We start from the raw sequence: 14,382 nt of genomic DNA, 5'->3' as shown, positions 1-14,382 counted from the left end.
TTCGAAAACGACCCTGGACGCGCGAGGCGTCCAGGGCAAAGGGGACAACGGTGCTACCGGGTTTTACGCGGCTTTCGCGTGGCCCAGCGTTACGGCGCGGTTCAGGGCGCTGAACAGCGCACGGAAGCTCGCGGTGGTGATGTTTTCATCGATGCCGATGCCGTGCAGCGAACGACCACCCTCGACGCGCAGTTCGATGTAGGCGGCCGCGCGGGCGTTGGTGCCGGCGCCGATGGCGTGCTCGTTGTAGTCCATGATCTCGACGTCCACCGGCAGCGAGGCGACCAGGGCTTCCAGGGTGCCCTTGCCCTTGCCGTGCCAGCGGTGCTGTTCGCCCTTGTGGGTCACGTCGATGTCGATGGCGCAGATGCCGTTCTCTTCCTGCAGGCGGTAGTTCTTCAGGCCGAACGGGGAGACGGCTTGCAGGTACTCGTTCTGCAGCAGGTTGTAGATCTGCTCGGCGGTCATTTCCAGGCCCAGGCGATCGGTTTCGTTCTGTACCACCTGGCTGAACTCGATCTGCATGCGGCGCGGCAGGCTGATGCCGTATTCCTGCTCCAGCAGGAAGGTGATGCCGCCCTTGCCGGACTGGCTGTTCACGCGAATGACGGCCTCGTAGCTGCGGCCGATGTCCGCCGGGTCGATCGGCAGGTAGGGCACTTCCCACACGGCGTCTTCCTTCTGCTGGGCGAAGCCCTTGCGGATGGCGTCCTGGTGGGAGCCGGAGAAGGCGGTGTGGACCAGGTCGCCGACGTACGGATGACGCGGGTGCACCGGGATCTGGTTGCACTCTTCGACCACCTTGCGCACGGCATCGATGTCGGAGAAGTCCAGTTCGGGATCGATGCCCTGGGTGTACATGTTCAACGCCATGGTCACCAAGCACAGGTTGCCGGTGCGCTCGCCGTTGCCGAACAGGCAGCCTTCGACGCGGTCGGCGCCGGCCATCAGGGCCAGTTCGGAAGCAGCCACGCCAGTGCCACGGTCGTTGTGGGTATGCAGGCTGATGATCACGCTGTCGCGCTTGTTGATCTGGCGGCCGAACCACTCGATCTGGTCGGCGTAGTTGTTCGGGGTGGCGCACTCGACGGTGGCGGGCAGGTTGAGGATCAGGCGGTTCGCCGGAGTCGGCTGGAACACCTCGATCACCGCGTTGCACACCTCGACGGCGAAGTCGGTCTCGGTGGAGCTGAACACTTCCGGCGAGTACTCGAAGCCCCACTGGGTTTCCGGCGCGGCGGCGGCCAGGCGCTTGATGGTCTGGCCGGCGGCCACGGCGATGGCTTTCACGCCGGCCTTGTCCTGGTTGAAGACGATCTTGCGGAAGCTCGGCGCGCAGGCGTTGTAGTAGTGGACGATGGCCTTCTTCGCGCCCTTCAGGGATTCGAAGGTGCGTTCGATGAGGTCGTCGCGGGCCTGGGTCAGCACCTGGATGGTGACGTCATCGGGAATGTGGCCGCCCTCGATCAGCTCGCGAACGAAGTCGAAGTCGGTCTGCGAGGCGGACGGGAAGCCCACTTCGATTTCCTTCAGGCCGACCTGAACCAGGCACTTGAAGAAGCGCATCTTCTTCTCGGCGTCCATCGGCTCGATCAGCGACTGGTTGCCGTCGCGCAGGTCGGTGGACAGCCAGATCGGCGCCTTGTCGATGATCTTGTCCGGCCAGGTGCGGTCGGGCAGGGTGATCTGGGTGAAGGGGCGGTACTTCTTCGACGGATCTTTCAGCATGCTCATGAGCGGAATCCTTGTTCTTTCTGGCCAGCGGGCCTGCGCGAAAAAATGAAAAAGAGATGAAACCGGGAAGAGGGTTCAGCCACGCAGTCGCGGGCTGACCAGGCGCAGGCAGGCGTGTTGGCGAAGCAGGATGAGGGTGTGTGCGGTTTTCATGAGTGCCAACCTAATGGCCTGAGAGGGTGATGGCAAGCATTCGTTAAAAATTGGTAGAAAAACTCTATTTGTTGCCTGGGATGATAAAAAATTGCTGAAATAATGTGGATTTGGCAATTTTTATTAGATGCCTTCGCTGTGCTTAACTGATTCTGCGTCCACGTGCCGCAGCGGAGCTGCGGAACTCCGTGCGATCATTGCGCACCCGCTCAAGGCGGGGCCTCCATCCGCAAGGACATTTCGTGACCCGTCGCACCCGACAAGGCATAGGAACCTGGCTGGCGCTGTTCGCCATGCTGATGATCTATGTCGGCCCGCTGGTATCCCAGTCGCTGCCGATGGATCACCCTATGCCCATGGATCACGTCATGCCGATGGAGCATGGCGCGTCCACGGCGCACGACATGGCCGACATGGACGAGATGGCCTGCTCCGACGGTCATCGCGCTTCGGGCCAGCACGCCGCCCCGGCCCCCCATGACGGGAAGCCGCTCACCGCCGATGCCTTCATGGAGAAGTGCGGCTACTGCAGCCTGCTGATCCATAGCCCCCCGCTGACGCCGCCGCCGGTCCTGCTGGACCACAGCCTGCCTGCCGTCGGTACACCCGCCGTCCAGTTCACCTCCAGCACCATTCCCGCCTCGCCGGTCTTCCCCGGCGCACGCTCCCGCGCTCCACCGACCCTGATCGGCTGATCCCTTCTCCCGAATCCATCGACCGCAGGCGCGGATGACCGCTGTTGCCTGTGCGCCGTGCGTGTCCGCGTGGAACGGGCGTATTCACCGATCATGGAATAGATGCAATGTCCCGCATGCCAATGCGCCGTCGGCCACGTGCCGTCGGCTTGCGCGCCCTGTGCGCGCTGACCGCCCTTGGCGGTTTCACTGCTGTCCCGGCCCTGGCCGAGAACGATGACCACGCCGTCCACGCCGTGGAACTGGAGCCCAGCGTCATCACTGCCGTGGCGCAGAGCTCGCCGCTTACCGTCGTCACCGACCCGAAGCAGCCGCGCCAGCCGATTCCGGCCAGCGATGGCGCCGACTACCTCAAGACCATTCCCGGCTTCTCCGCCATCCGCAACGGCGGCACCAATGGCGACCCGGTGCTGCGCGGCATGTTCGGCTCGCGCCTGAACATCCTCACCAACGGCACCACCATGCTCGGCGCCTGCCCGGCGCGGATGGACGCGCCGACCTCCTATATCTCGCCGGAAACCTACGACAAGCTCACCGTGGTCAAGGGCCCGGAAACCGTTATCTGGGGTCCGGGCGCATCGGCCGGCACCATCCGCTTCGACCGCGAGCCGGAGCGCTTCGGCGAGCTGGGATCGCGGATCAATGGTAGCCTGGTGGCCGGTTCCAACGGCCGCTCCGACCGTGTTCTGGATGCCGCCGCCGGCGGGCCGGAAGGCTACCTGCGCTTCACCGGTAACAAATCGCAGTCCGATGATTACGAGGACGGCGCCGGCGACACCGTGCCCTCACGCTGGAACAAGTGGAACGGCGACGTGGCCGTGGGCTGGACGCCGGATGCCGACACCCTGGTCGAACTCACCGCCGGCAAGGGCGACGGCGAGGCCCGCTACGCCGGACGCGGAATGGATGGCTCGCAGTTCAAGCGCGAAAGCCTCGGCCTGCGCTTTGAGAAGTCCAATCTCGGCGAGGTGCTCGACAAGCTGGAGGCGCAGGTCTACTACAACTACGCCGACCACGTGATGGACAACTACAGCCTGCGCACGCCCTCGGGTACAGGGATGATGGCGGGCCCCATGGCCTCCAACGTCGACCGCCGCACCCTCGGCGGGCGCCTGGCCGCCACCTGGCGCTGGGACGACTTCAAGCTGGTTTCCGGTGTCGATGCGCAGACCAACGAGCACCGCGAACGAATGGGCATGGGCATCAATACCTACGATGACCAGCCGTGGAACAAGGACGCGGTCTTCCACAACTACGGCGCTTTCGGCGAGCTGACCTGGTACGCCGCCGAGCGCGACCGGGTGATCAGCGGCGCGCGCCTGGACCGCGCCTCGGCCAAGGACTACCGGCAGACCACGGGATCGGGGCACATGACCCATTCCAATCCCACCGCCGACGATACTCGCGCCGATACCCTGCCCAGCGGCTTCGTACGCTACGAGCACGACCTGGCCGATACGCCGACCACCCTGTACGCCGGCCTTGGCCATGTGCAGCGCTTCCCCGACTACTGGGAGCTGTTCTCCCCTGATAGCGGCCCGGCCGGCTCGGTCAACGCCTTCGACAGCATCAAGCCGGAGAAGACCACCCAGCTGGACTTTGGCGCCCAGTACGAGGACGAGAAGCTCAAGGCCTGGGCCTCCGGCTATGTCGGCGTGATCCGCGACTACATCCTGTTCGAGTACAGCGACGGCATGATGGGCACCACCTCCCAGGCGCGGAACGTCGATGCGCGCATCATGGGCGGCGAACTGGGCGCGGCCTATGCACTCACCACGAACTGGACGACGGACGCGACCCTGGCCTACGCCTGGGGCAAGAACACCACCGACGACCGCGCCCTGCCGCAGATGCCGCCTCTGGAAGCGCGCTTCGGCCTGAGCTACGAGCGGGACGCCTGGAGCGCCGGCGGTCTCTGGCGGGTGGTGGCGCGCCAGGGCCGGGTCGCCGAGGGCCAGGGTAACGTCGTTGGTTACGACTTCGACGAAAGCCCGGGCTTCGCGGTGTTCTCGCTCAACGGCGCCTACAAGCTGAGCCAGCACTTCAAGGTCAGCGCCGGCGTCGACAACCTGTTCGACAAGGACTACGCCGAGCACCTGAACCTGGCGGGCAACGCCGGCTTTGGCTACCCGGCGGACAACCCCGAATCGATCCACGAACCGGGGCGCACTCTCTGGACCAAAGTGGACTTCTCCTTCTGAACCTGACTGGCCCCGCCAGTCGGGGCCTCCTTGCGTGGGGACATTACGAATGCAGAAGAAACCATTCGATTTCTACAACCTGGCCTGGCGCTGGCACTTCTACGCTGGGCTGTTCGTCGCGCCCTTCATGATCCTGCTGTCGATCACCGGGATCATCTACCTGTTCAAGCCGCAGCTCGACCCGCTGATGTACAGCGACCTGCTGCAGGTGAAACCGGGCGAAGTGCGGCTGTCCGCCGACGAGCAACTGATGCACCTGCATCACCAGAACCCGCAGCTGCAGGTCAGTCAGTACCTGCCGGCACCGGCGGCCGATCGCAGCGCGCAGTTCGTTGCCCAGCTCGACGGGCGCGAGGTGAACGCCTTCGTTGATCCTTATAGCGGCAAGCTGCTCGGCCTGCAGGATGCCAAATCCAACCTGCAGGCCATGGCCCGCGCGCTGCACGGCGAGCTGATGATCGGCACCGTGGGTGACCGGCTGATCGAGCTGGCCGCCGGCTGGGGCATCGTGCTGGTGGTGTCTGGCCTGTACCTGTGGTGGCCGCGCAAGCGTTCGCTGCGCGTGCTGCTCTGGCCGGACCTGTCGCGTCGTGGTCGCGCGCTGTGGCGGGAAGTCCACGTGGTGGTCGGTTTCTGGGGCTCGCTGCTGATGCTGTTCATGCTGCTCACCGGCATGACCTGGACCGGCTTCTGGGGCAAATCCTTCGCCGACGTTTGGAATCGCTTCCCGGCGGCCATGTGGAACGAGGTGCCCAAGTCGGACCTGGAGGCGCGCACGCTCAACGAGGCGCACCGCCAGACCATCCCCTGGGCCATGGAAAACACGCCGATGCCGATGTCCGGTGGCGCCCACGCCGAGCACATGGCCCACGGCTCCGGCGGCATGGCCATGCCGCAGATCAGTTTGCAGCAGGTGGTCGATAGCGCCGACCAGGCCGGCGTGACACCGGGCTATGCCATCGCGTTGCCCAAGGGGGCGGAAGGCGTGTTCACCGTTTCGGTGTTCGCCGACGACTCGCGCAACGACGCCACCCTGCATATCGACCAGTACACCGGCAAGGTTCTCGCCGACGTGCGCTGGAAGGACTACGGGCTGGTGGCCAAGGGCGTCGAATCCGGCGTGATGCTGCACGAAGGCAAGATGTTCGGCCTGTTCAACCAGCTGCTCATGCTCGGCGTCTGCCTGATGATCCTGCTCAGCGCCGTCAGCGGCCTGTGGATCTGGTGGAAGCGTCGCCCTCAGGGCCGCCTCGGCGTGCCACCGATGCCCCACGCGCTGCCGGTGTGGAAGGGCGGCGTGGTGATCATGCTCATCCTCGGCGTCGCCTTCCCGCTGGTGGGAGCCTCGCTGCTGCTGGTATGGGCGCTGGATTGGGCCGTGCTGTCGCGCTTCAAACCGCGCAGCCCGGCACTGGGTTGAGGGTGAAGCGGTTTTCCACCCTGACGCCTGCCAAGAGGCAGGCTATGCTGCGGCGCGATCGTTGCGCCTGCGGCTCGATGTTTCCCCCGCCGCAGTGGCGGATCTGATCACAAGCACAACTGGAGTCTCGAACATGCGTAAAACCCTGCTCGCTTTCGCTGTCCTGCTGGGCTTCTCCGGCGCCGCCATGGCCCACGAATACGAGGCCGGCAACCTGCACATCGACCACCCATGGTCGCTGCTGCTGCCGGCCAATTCGGTGAACGGCGCCGCCTACTTCGTCGTGGAAAACCACGGCAAGGAAGCCGACCGCCTGCTCGGCGCCGACACCGAGCGCGCCGCCAGCGCCGAGATCCACCAGCACGTGGAGAAGGACGGCATGATGAAGATGCAGAAGGTCGAGGGCGTGGACGTCCCCGCTGGCGGCAAGCTGGTCTTCGCACCCGGCCAGTACCACCTGATGCTGTTCGGCCTGAAGAAGCCGCTGGCCGATGGCGAGCGCTTCCCGCTGACCCTGCACTTCCAGCAGGCCGGCGACGTGAAGGTCGAGGTCGCCGTGCAGAAGGAAGCTCCCAAAGAAACCGGCGGCACCGACATGGGCCACGACATGCACGGCATGAAGATGGACTGACCGCCCGGCCGGCTACGCACCGCGGTGGCGGCTTGGTGGGAAAATGGGGCCGGATCCCAGGTGATCCGGCCAATGGCCACCGCCCGTGGCCGGGAGGTGCAGTATGCGCAGCGTACACGGTGCCGTCCTGCTGGCGGCTATTTCACTGCTGAGCGCCTGCAGCCAGTCCGGCCTGCATGATGACGAACTCCCGCTGGACCGGCACCTGGACAAACTCGGCCTGCGCCAGGGCGAGGCGGTGAAGTCGATCCCGGTATGGGATACCGCGGACTGGGAATACCTCGACAAGGGCCACATCATCCTTGGCCAATCGCCGGGGCGGCGTTACCTGGTGGTCTTTTCCGCGCGGTGCAACAACCTGGCGTTCAGCAATCGGTTGAATATCAGCAACACGGTGGGGTCGGTCACGACGCTCGACCGCATCATCTCGGTCGACTCGGCGGGCATCCCCGAGCCTTGCCAGATCGGCCAGCTCTACGAACTGGAGCGTGTGCCCAGGAAGCCGCAGCACGAGGGCGGCTATTGATTCGCCTCTGGGCGTTCCTCAAGGCGTGACGGCGCTGTTCTTCAGTTCCCCGCTGGCTTGACGGTCAGGCGCGTCCGGCGCACCGCGAGGATCAGGACGAAGCCGATGCAGTAGGCCAGCACATCCAGCCAGTCCGGCGTTGCGCCCAGCACGATACGCAGCGCGCGATTGCCGATCTGCCAGTGCAGCGTCGCCGCCAGAAACTGGCCGAACTCGATCAGCAACCCACAGGTAAGCGCCGCGCTGGCCAGCCAGTGTGCGGGCGTGTCCAGCGCGGCGCGCAGCAGGCAGTACAGCCAGATAACCGCCAGCACGTCGCCGCCGAAGCCGCGCAGCCAGCCGAGATGAGCACCGGCCGTGGCCAGCCAGACCAGCACGGCGAACCAGAGCAGCGCGAAGAGCGCGCTGGGCAGATGGAAGCGCAAACGCATCAGGGCTTGAATGCGCCAATGAAGATCGCCGGGTCGACGCGGGCGTCGTTCAGGCTGACGTTCCAGTGCATGTGCGGCCCGGTGGCCCGGCCGGTGGCGCCGACGCGGCCGACCACGCCGCCGCGCGGGAGCTGGTCGCCGAGTTTCACGTCGATCTTCGACATGTGGCAGAACATGCTGATGAAGCCCTGGCCGTGGTCGACGAACACGGTGTTGCCGTTGAAGAAGTAGTTGCCGATCAGGATCACCTTGCCGGCGGCCGGCGTCTTGATCGGGGTACCGGCGGGCACGGCGAAGTCCAGGCCCGAGTGCGGGTTGCGCTCCTCGCCGTTGAAGAAACGGCGCAGGCCGAAGGGGCTGGAGAGCGGGCCGTTGACCGGCTTGTCCAGCACCAGGTTGCTCGGCGTGCCGGGGCTGAAGCTGCGGTAGGCGGCGGTCTGCTCGGCCAGTTCGCGGTTGATGCGTTTGAGGTCCTCCGGCAGCGGGTTCACCTGGCGAGTGTTCTTCAGGGTGATGTGCTGCTCTTTATAGTGCTTGCTCTCGACGCTGAAGCCGAGGTTGCGGCTGGCGCCGGCCTGCTTGACGACGATCTGCTGGCTGCCGGCCTTGGTGGTCAGCGGAATGCCGACGATGGCGATCCAGTCACGGCCTTCCTCCTTTACCACCAGCACCGGTTTGCCCTGGTAGGTGGCGGTGGGCACGGCGGCGTCCTGGCCCAGTTGCACCACGGCGACGCCGCCGGGCACCGGCTTGTTCAGGGTGCGGCTGATGAAGCCTTCGGCGTGGGCGGGCAGGGCGAGAAGGGTGGCGATGAACAGGCAGAAGGGTCGGAACATTTTGCGATCCGTGGACGTGTCGGCGGATGAAGCGGGCAGTCTACACGGGCCTGTTCAGCGGGCGGGGCGATTTCGTCGAAAGCGGAACGTCGTGGCACGGCGGCTCTTCGTAGGAGCAACTGTCTTCTACCGGGTTAATCCCTGCCTGCGCTTCCCCCTCACCCCAGCCCTCTCCCTCAGGGAGAGGGAGCCGTCCGTGCCGGCTGACACTACGGTTTCATCCTGCACCGAACAGTCCCCTCTCCCGCTTGCGGGAGAGGGTTAGGGTGAGGGGCCCTTGATCTTGTAGGAGCGAAAAGCTACCGGCGCAGGCCTTCCAGTTGCTGGCGCCACAGCTGCTCCAGCGGCAGCACCTGCGCCGGGCCATAGATAGCGTGGGGCTTGCCCAGGTGCGCCGCCCACAACTGGTCGCCGTAATCGTAATGCCACCACTCGCTGGACAGGTTGCTGAAGCCCGCTGCGCTCATGGCGTTGAACAGGATTCGGCGGTTGTCGCGGATCTGCCGCTGTTGCTCGTCCGGCGCGGTGATCTCTTCGTAATGACGGGTATAGGAGCGTGGTGTGGCCTCGTCGAACAGGCTGCCCATGTCCAGCCAGCGGCCATCTCGGTCGCACAGGGTGAGGTCTATGGCGCCGCCGGTGAGGTGCGGGCTGGGTGATTCTGCACGGGTGCTGGGCGGGGCGACGAACTCTCGGGTACGGCGGGTCAGCTCGGCCGGATCGGCGTCCGGTTCGTGCTGGCGGAGGATGTCATAGAGCGTGTCGTACAGATGCTGCTGCACCGCGAACGGCCGCCAGGCATCGAGGATCACCAGGCGCAGACCGTCCGGCAGCAGACTGGCGGCCTGCAACAGGCGCTCGAACACTTCGCTGCGGGCGTAGCACTCCGGTTGTGCATTGGGGACGCCCAGGCGGTGATAGGCCGGCCACACCGCGAACCCGGTAGCGATGCTCAGCGCCTGCAGTGGCTGGCCGCATTCGACGATGGGCATGCGGAAGGCCTCGGCCCAGTCCGGTTCGGGCTGCGGCAGAATCGGTGCGAGCAGGTCGGTCATGGTTGATCAGTCCAGCAGCGACAGGGTGACGGGTGCCTGGTGGTTGTCCTCCACCCGCACCTCCAGTTCGCCTTCCGCCAGACGGGCTTTCAGGCGTTGGCCGTTCTTGGTCTGCGCAGCGCTGCGGATCGCCTGGCCACGATCGTCCAGCAGGATGCTGTAGCCGCGCCCGAGGGTCGCCAGCGGGCTGACGATGTGCAGCGTCTGCATCAGGCTGTCCAGGCGTTGGCGTTGTTCGCGCAGGATGGCATGGGTGGCGCGCGGCAGACGGGCGCTGAGGTTCTCCAGGCGCTGGCGCAGCAGGGCGAGGTTACGGCCGGGGTGCTGGGCGGCAAGACGGGTATCCAGGCGCGCGACGCGCTCCTGGCGGATGTGCAGCTGGCGCTCGAAGGCGCGGCGCAGGCGCATGTCCAGGTCGTCCAGGCGCTGGGCCTGCTGGCGCAGGCGTTCGCCGGGGTGGCGCAGGCGCCGGGCGGTGCCTTCCAGGCGCAGGCGCTCGCGGGTCAGGCGGTCCTGGATGCGCAGGATCAGCCGGCGGCGCAGGCCGTCCAGGCGCTGTTGCAGGTCGCCGCTGTGGGGCGCCAGCAGTTCGGCGCCGGCCGAAGGCGTCGGCGCGCGCACGTCGGCGACGAAATCGCTGATGGAGACGTCGGTCTCATGGCCCACGGCGCTGACAATGGGCGTCACGCAGGCGGCGATGGCACGGGCCACCGGTTCCTCGTTGAAGCACCAGAGGTCCTCCAGCGAGCCGCCTCCACGGGCCAGGATCAGCGCGTCGAAGCCCTGGGCGTCGGCCAGCTTCAGCGCGCGGACGATCTGCCCGATGGCCTCGCGGCCCTGCACGGCGGTGGGGATCAGGGTCAGCTCGACCTGTGGTGCGCGGCGGCGGAACACGCTGATGATGTCGCGAATCACCGCGCCGGTGGGCGAGCTGACGATACCGATGCGCCGTGGATGTGCCGGCAGCTCACGCTTGCGCTCGGCGGCGAACAGGCCCTCGGCGGCGAGTTTCTCCTTCAGCGCCTCGAAGGCCAGGCGCAGGGCGCCGTCACCGGCCGGCTCGACCGCATCGGCGATCAACTGGTAGTCGCCACGCCCCTCGAACAGCGAGACCTTGCCGCGCACCCGCACGGCCAGGCCGTCGCGCAGGGCCTGGCGCACGCGCAGGGCGTTCTGCCGGAACAGCGCGCAGCGCACCTGGGCGTTGCTGTCCTTCAAGGTGAAATACATGTGGCCGGACGCGGGGCGGGCGAGGTTGGAAATCTCGCCCTCGACCCAGACCTGCGGGAACACGTCCTCCAGCAGGTGGCGGGCGCGCTGGTTGAGCTGGCTGACGGTCAGAACCTCGCGGTCGAGGCCCAGCCGTTGGAAGGGATCATTCTGCATGGCGAAGGATGATAAGCGCGCCCGCGGACAGGGGCCAGCGCGCAAGGTTCAGAAGAGCTTTATTCAGATCGTCTGGTTACGTTGAGCCGCACGCCCCAGCTGGGATATAATGCCGCGCTTCCATTTTTCCCGATCGGGAGCCCCCGCCATGCTGCGCATCAGCCAAGAAGCCCTCACTTTCGACGACGTCCTCCTGATTCCCGGTTATTCGGAAGTCCTACCCAAGGACGTGAGCCTGAAAACCCGACTGACCCGTGGCATCGAACTGAACATCCCGCTGGTGTCCGCCGCGATGGATACCGTGACCGAATCCCGCCTGGCGATCGCCATGGCGCAGGAAGGCGGCATCGGCATCATCCACAAGAACATGGGCATCGAGCAGCAGGCCGCCGAGGTTCGCAAGGTCAAGAAGCACGAGACCGCGATCGTCCGCGACCCGATCACCGTAACCCCGTCGACCAAGATCATCGAGCTGCTGCAGATTGCCCGTGAATACGGCTTCTCCGGCTTCCCGGTGGTGGAAGAGGGCGAACTGGTCGGCATCGTCACCGGTCGCGACCTGCGCGTGAAGCCGAACGTCGGCGACAGCGTTTCCGCGATCATGACCCCGAAGGACAAGCTGGTCACCGCCCGCGAAGGCACCGCCCTGGAAGAGATCAAGGCCGCTCTCTACGAGAACCGCATCGAGAAGATGCTGATCGTCGACGAGAAGTTCCGCCTGACGGGCCTCGTGACCTTCCGTGACATCGAGAAGGCCAAGACCTACCCGCTGGCCTCCAAGGACGACGAAGGCCGCCTGCGCGTCGGCGCAGCCGTCGGCACCGGCGCCGACACCGGCGAGCGCGTTGCCGCACTGGTCGCCGCCGGCGTTGACGTCGTCGTCGTCGACACCGCCCACGGCCACTCCAAGGGCGTGATCGACCGCGTTCGCTGGGTGAAGGAAACCTTCCCGCACGTACAGGTCATCGGCGGCAACATCGCCACCGGCGAAGCCGCCAAGGCACTGGCTGACGCCGGCGCCGACGCCGTCAAGGTCGGTATCGGCCCGGGCTCCATCTGCACCACCCGTATCGTCGCTGGCGTCGGTGTGCCGCAGATTTCCGCCATCGCCAACGTCGCCGCAGCCCTCGAAGGCACCGGCGTTCCGCTGATCGCTGACGGCGGCATCCGCTTCTCCGGCGACCTGGCCAAGGCCATGGTGGCTGGCGCCTACTGCGTGATGATGGGTTCGATGTTCGCTGGTACCGAAGAAGCGCCGGGCGAGATCGAGCTGTTCCAGGGCCGTTCCTACAAGTCCTACCGTGGCATGGGCTCCCTGGGCGCCATGGCCGGCTCCACCGGTTCCTCCGACCGCTACTTCCAGGACGCCTCCGCCGGCGCCGAGAAGCTGGTTCCGGAAGGCATCGAAGGCCGCGTGCCGTACAAGGGCCAGCTGACCGCCATCGTCCACCAGCTGATGGGTGGCCTGCGCGCCGCCATGGGCTACACCGGCAGCGCCAACATCCAGGACATGCGCACCAAGCCGCAGTTCGTGCGCATCACCGGCGCCGGCATGGCCGAGTCCCATGTGCATGACGTACAGATCACCAAGGAAGCCCCGAACTACCGCGTAGGTTAAGGGTTTCAGGTTAATGAGTCGGACACGGGGCTGGTTGATACAGCCCCGTGTCGTTTAAGAATTTCGCTACGAGAGATGGCCATGTCCCAAGACATTCACGCTCACCGGATCCTGATCCTCGACTTCGGCTCCCAGTACACTCAGCTGATCGCCCGCCGCGTTCGCGAGATCGGCGTGTACTGCGAGATCCACCCGTTCGACATGAGCGACGACGAGGTGCGTGCCTTCGCCCCGCGCGGCATCATCCTGGCCGGTGGCCCGGAGTCGGTGCATGAAGCCAACAGCCCGCGCGCGCCGCAGGCCGTGTTCGACCTCAAGGTACCGCTGTTCGGCATCTGCTACGGCATGCAGACCATGGCCGAGCAGATGGGTGGCAAGGTGCTGGGTTCGGACCTGCGCGAGTTCGGTTATGCCCGCGTCGATGTGGTCGGCAAGGCCCGCCTGCTGGACGGCATCGAAGACCACGTCGATGAAGACGGCGTGTTCGGCCTCGACGTGTGGATGAGCCACGGCGACAAGGTCACCGAGATCCCGGAAGGCTTCCACATCCTCGCCAGCACCCCGAGCTGCCCGATCGCCGCCATGGCGGACGACGCCCGCGGCTACTACGGCGTGCAGTTCCACCCGGAAGTGACCCACACCAAGCAGGGCGGCCGCATCCTCTCCCGTTTCGTGCTGGACATCTGCGGCTGCGAAGCCCTGTGGACCCCGTCCAACATCGTCAACGACGCCATCGCCACCGTTCGCGCCCAGGTGGGTTCGTCCAAGGTGCTGCTGGGCCTGTCCGGCGGCGTGGACTCGTCGGTGGTCGCGGCCCTGTTGCACAAGGCCATCGGCGACCAGCTGACCTGCGTGTTCGTCGACAACGGCCTGCTGCGCCTGCACGAAGGTGACCAGGTGATGGCCATGTTCGCCGAGAACATGGGCGTGAAAGTGATCCGCGCCAACGCCGAAGAGCTGTTCCTCGGCCGCCTGGCTGGCGTCTCCGACCCGGAGCAGAAGCGCAAGATCATCGGCAAGACCTTCATCGAGGTCTTCGACGAGGAAGCCACCAAGCTGCAGGACGTGAAGTTCCTCGCCCAGGGCACCATCTACCCCGACGTGATCGAGTCGGCCGGCGCCAAGACCGGCAAGGCCCACGTGATCAAGTCGCACCACAACGTCGGCGGCCTGCCCGAAGACATGCAGTTCGAACTGGTCGAACCGCTGCGCGAGCTGTTCAAGGACGAAGTCCGCAAGATCGGCCTGGAGCTGGGCCTGCCCTATGACATGGTCTACCGCCACCCGTTCCCGGGCCCGGGCCTGGGCGTGCGCATCCTCGGCGAAGTGAAGAAGGAATACGCCGACCTGCTGCGTCGCGCGGACCACATCTTCATCGAAGAGCTGCGCAACTTCGACTGGTACCACAAGACCAGCCAGGCCTTTGTGGTCTTCCAGCCGGTGAAATCCGTCGGCGTGGTCGGCGATGGTCGTCGCTACGCCTGGGTCGTGGCCCTGCGCGCCGTGGAAACCATCGACTTCATGACCGCGCGCTGGGCGCACCTGCCGTACGAGCTGCTGGAGAAGGTCTCGAACCGCATCATCAACGAGATCGAAGGCATCTCCCGCGTCACCTACGACGTGTCGAGCAAGCCGCCGGCAACCATCGAGTGGGAATGATCGGGGAGATTTAACATCCCCTTAATGAAGAGGGCGG

The 14,382-nt window shown here is 65.8% G+C and carries 12 protein-coding genes; 7 read left to right on the top strand and 5 right to left on the bottom strand.

The genetic code is table 11. The features are described from left to right. Positions 1-63: 63 nt before the first annotated feature. Complete coding sequence (leuA, locus tag O6P39_RS20965) at positions 64-1,734, bottom strand: 2-isopropylmalate synthase (protein WP_275608348.1); 1,671 nt, start codon at positions 1,732-1,734, stop codon at positions 64-66. Between the two features lie 446 nt (positions 1,735-2,180). Between leuA and O6P39_RS20960 the strand changes: the two genes are divergently transcribed. From O6P39_RS20960 to O6P39_RS20940, 5 genes are all read left to right on the top strand, one after another. Beyond that, positions 2,181-2,582, top strand: coding sequence for a DUF2946 domain-containing protein (locus tag O6P39_RS20960; RefSeq protein WP_275611996.1), 402 nt, complete (start codon positions 2,181-2,183; stop codon positions 2,580-2,582). 107 nt (positions 2,583-2,689) lie between these two features. After that, positions 2,690-4,783, top strand: coding sequence for a TonB-dependent copper receptor (locus O6P39_RS20955; RefSeq protein WP_275608347.1), 2,094 nt, complete (start codon positions 2,690-2,692; stop codon positions 4,781-4,783). 49 nt (positions 4,784-4,832) lie between these two features. Next, positions 4,833-6,203, top strand: coding sequence for a PepSY domain-containing protein (locus O6P39_RS20950; RefSeq protein ID WP_275608346.1), 1,371 nt, complete (start codon positions 4,833-4,835; stop codon positions 6,201-6,203). A 133-nt stretch (positions 6,204-6,336) separates the two neighbouring features. Beyond that, entirely contained in the window at positions 6,337-6,834 is a 498-nt protein-coding gene (locus tag O6P39_RS20945; protein WP_275608345.1) for a copper chaperone PCu(A)C, read from the top strand. Positions 6,835-6,937: 103 nt separating this feature from the next. Continuing rightward, a complete protein-coding gene (locus tag O6P39_RS20940; protein WP_275608344.1) occupies positions 6,938-7,360 on the top strand; it encodes a DUF6491 family protein in 423 nt (140 codons plus the stop codon). A gap of 41 nt (positions 7,361-7,401) precedes the next feature. Here O6P39_RS20940 and O6P39_RS20935 read toward each other — a convergent pair whose 3' ends face one another. The 4 genes from O6P39_RS20935 to xseA form a co-directional block, all read right to left on the bottom strand. Beyond that, positions 7,402-7,791, bottom strand: coding sequence for a DUF2809 domain-containing protein (locus tag O6P39_RS20935; protein WP_275608343.1), 390 nt, complete (start codon positions 7,789-7,791; stop codon positions 7,402-7,404). Further along, positions 7,791-8,627 carry a M23 family metallopeptidase gene (locus tag O6P39_RS20930; protein ID WP_275608342.1) on the bottom strand — a complete coding sequence of 279 codons (837 nt, stop codon included), beginning with the start codon at positions 8,625-8,627 and terminating at the stop codon, positions 7,791-7,793. The genes O6P39_RS20935 and O6P39_RS20930 overlap by 1 nt, the downstream gene beginning before the upstream one ends. Positions 8,628-8,926: 299 nt before the next feature. Then, entirely contained in the window at positions 8,927-9,682 is a 756-nt protein-coding gene (locus O6P39_RS20925; protein ID WP_275608341.1) for a M15 family metallopeptidase, read from the bottom strand. Between the two features lie 6 nt (positions 9,683-9,688). Continuing rightward, positions 9,689-11,068, bottom strand: a complete 1,380-nt coding sequence (gene xseA, locus O6P39_RS20920; RefSeq protein WP_275608340.1) for an exodeoxyribonuclease VII large subunit — start codon at positions 11,066-11,068, stop codon at positions 9,689-9,691. Positions 11,069-11,216: 148 nt separating this feature from the next. On the opposite strand from xseA, the gene guaB reads away from it, so the two are divergent. Beyond that, positions 11,217-12,686, top strand: coding sequence for an IMP dehydrogenase (gene guaB / locus O6P39_RS20915; RefSeq protein ID WP_275608339.1), 1,470 nt, complete (start codon positions 11,217-11,219; stop codon positions 12,684-12,686). Between the two features lie 81 nt (positions 12,687-12,767). Beyond that, positions 12,768-14,345 (top strand): glutamine-hydrolyzing GMP synthase, encoded by a 1,578-nt coding sequence (guaA, locus tag O6P39_RS20910; protein WP_275608338.1) that lies wholly within the window; start codon positions 12,768-12,770, stop codon positions 14,343-14,345. Positions 14,346-14,382: the final 37 nt, after the last annotated feature.

The sequence above is a fragment of the Pseudomonas sp. PSE14 genome, assembly GCF_029203285.1.
In the GTDB taxonomy this organism is placed as follows: domain Bacteria; phylum Pseudomonadota; class Gammaproteobacteria; order Pseudomonadales; family Pseudomonadaceae; genus Pseudomonas.
This window is presented reverse-complemented; position numbering and strand designations above follow the sequence as displayed.

What these genes read in the sequence shown, in the direction of transcription:
- leuA (WP_275608348.1), bottom strand. Translation starts at nt 1,734, where the DNA reads ATGAGCATGCTGAAAGATCCGTCGAAGAAGTACCGCCCCTTCACCCAG.
- O6P39_RS20960 (WP_275611996.1), top strand. Translation starts at nt 2,181, where the DNA reads ATGCTGATGATCTATGTCGGCCCGCTGGTATCCCAGTCGCTGCCGATG.
- O6P39_RS20955 (WP_275608347.1), top strand. Translation starts at nt 2,690, where the DNA reads ATGTCCCGCATGCCAATGCGCCGTCGGCCACGTGCCGTCGGCTTGCGC.
- O6P39_RS20950 (WP_275608346.1), top strand. Translation starts at nt 4,833, where the DNA reads ATGCAGAAGAAACCATTCGATTTCTACAACCTGGCCTGGCGCTGGCAC.
- O6P39_RS20945 (WP_275608345.1), top strand. Translation starts at nt 6,337, where the DNA reads ATGCGTAAAACCCTGCTCGCTTTCGCTGTCCTGCTGGGCTTCTCCGGC.
- O6P39_RS20940 (WP_275608344.1), top strand. Translation starts at nt 6,938, where the DNA reads ATGCGCAGCGTACACGGTGCCGTCCTGCTGGCGGCTATTTCACTGCTG.
- O6P39_RS20935 (WP_275608343.1), bottom strand. Translation starts at nt 7,791, where the DNA reads ATGCGTTTGCGCTTCCATCTGCCCAGCGCGCTCTTCGCGCTGCTCTGG.
- O6P39_RS20930 (WP_275608342.1), bottom strand. Translation starts at nt 8,627, where the DNA reads ATGTTCCGACCCTTCTGCCTGTTCATCGCCACCCTTCTCGCCCTGCCC.
- O6P39_RS20925 (WP_275608341.1), bottom strand. Translation starts at nt 9,682, where the DNA reads ATGACCGACCTGCTCGCACCGATTCTGCCGCAGCCCGAACCGGACTGG.
- xseA (WP_275608340.1), bottom strand. Translation starts at nt 11,068, where the DNA reads ATGCAGAATGATCCCTTCCAACGGCTGGGCCTCGACCGCGAGGTTCTG.
- guaB (WP_275608339.1), top strand. Translation starts at nt 11,217, where the DNA reads ATGCTGCGCATCAGCCAAGAAGCCCTCACTTTCGACGACGTCCTCCTG.
- guaA (WP_275608338.1), top strand. Translation starts at nt 12,768, where the DNA reads ATGTCCCAAGACATTCACGCTCACCGGATCCTGATCCTCGACTTCGGC.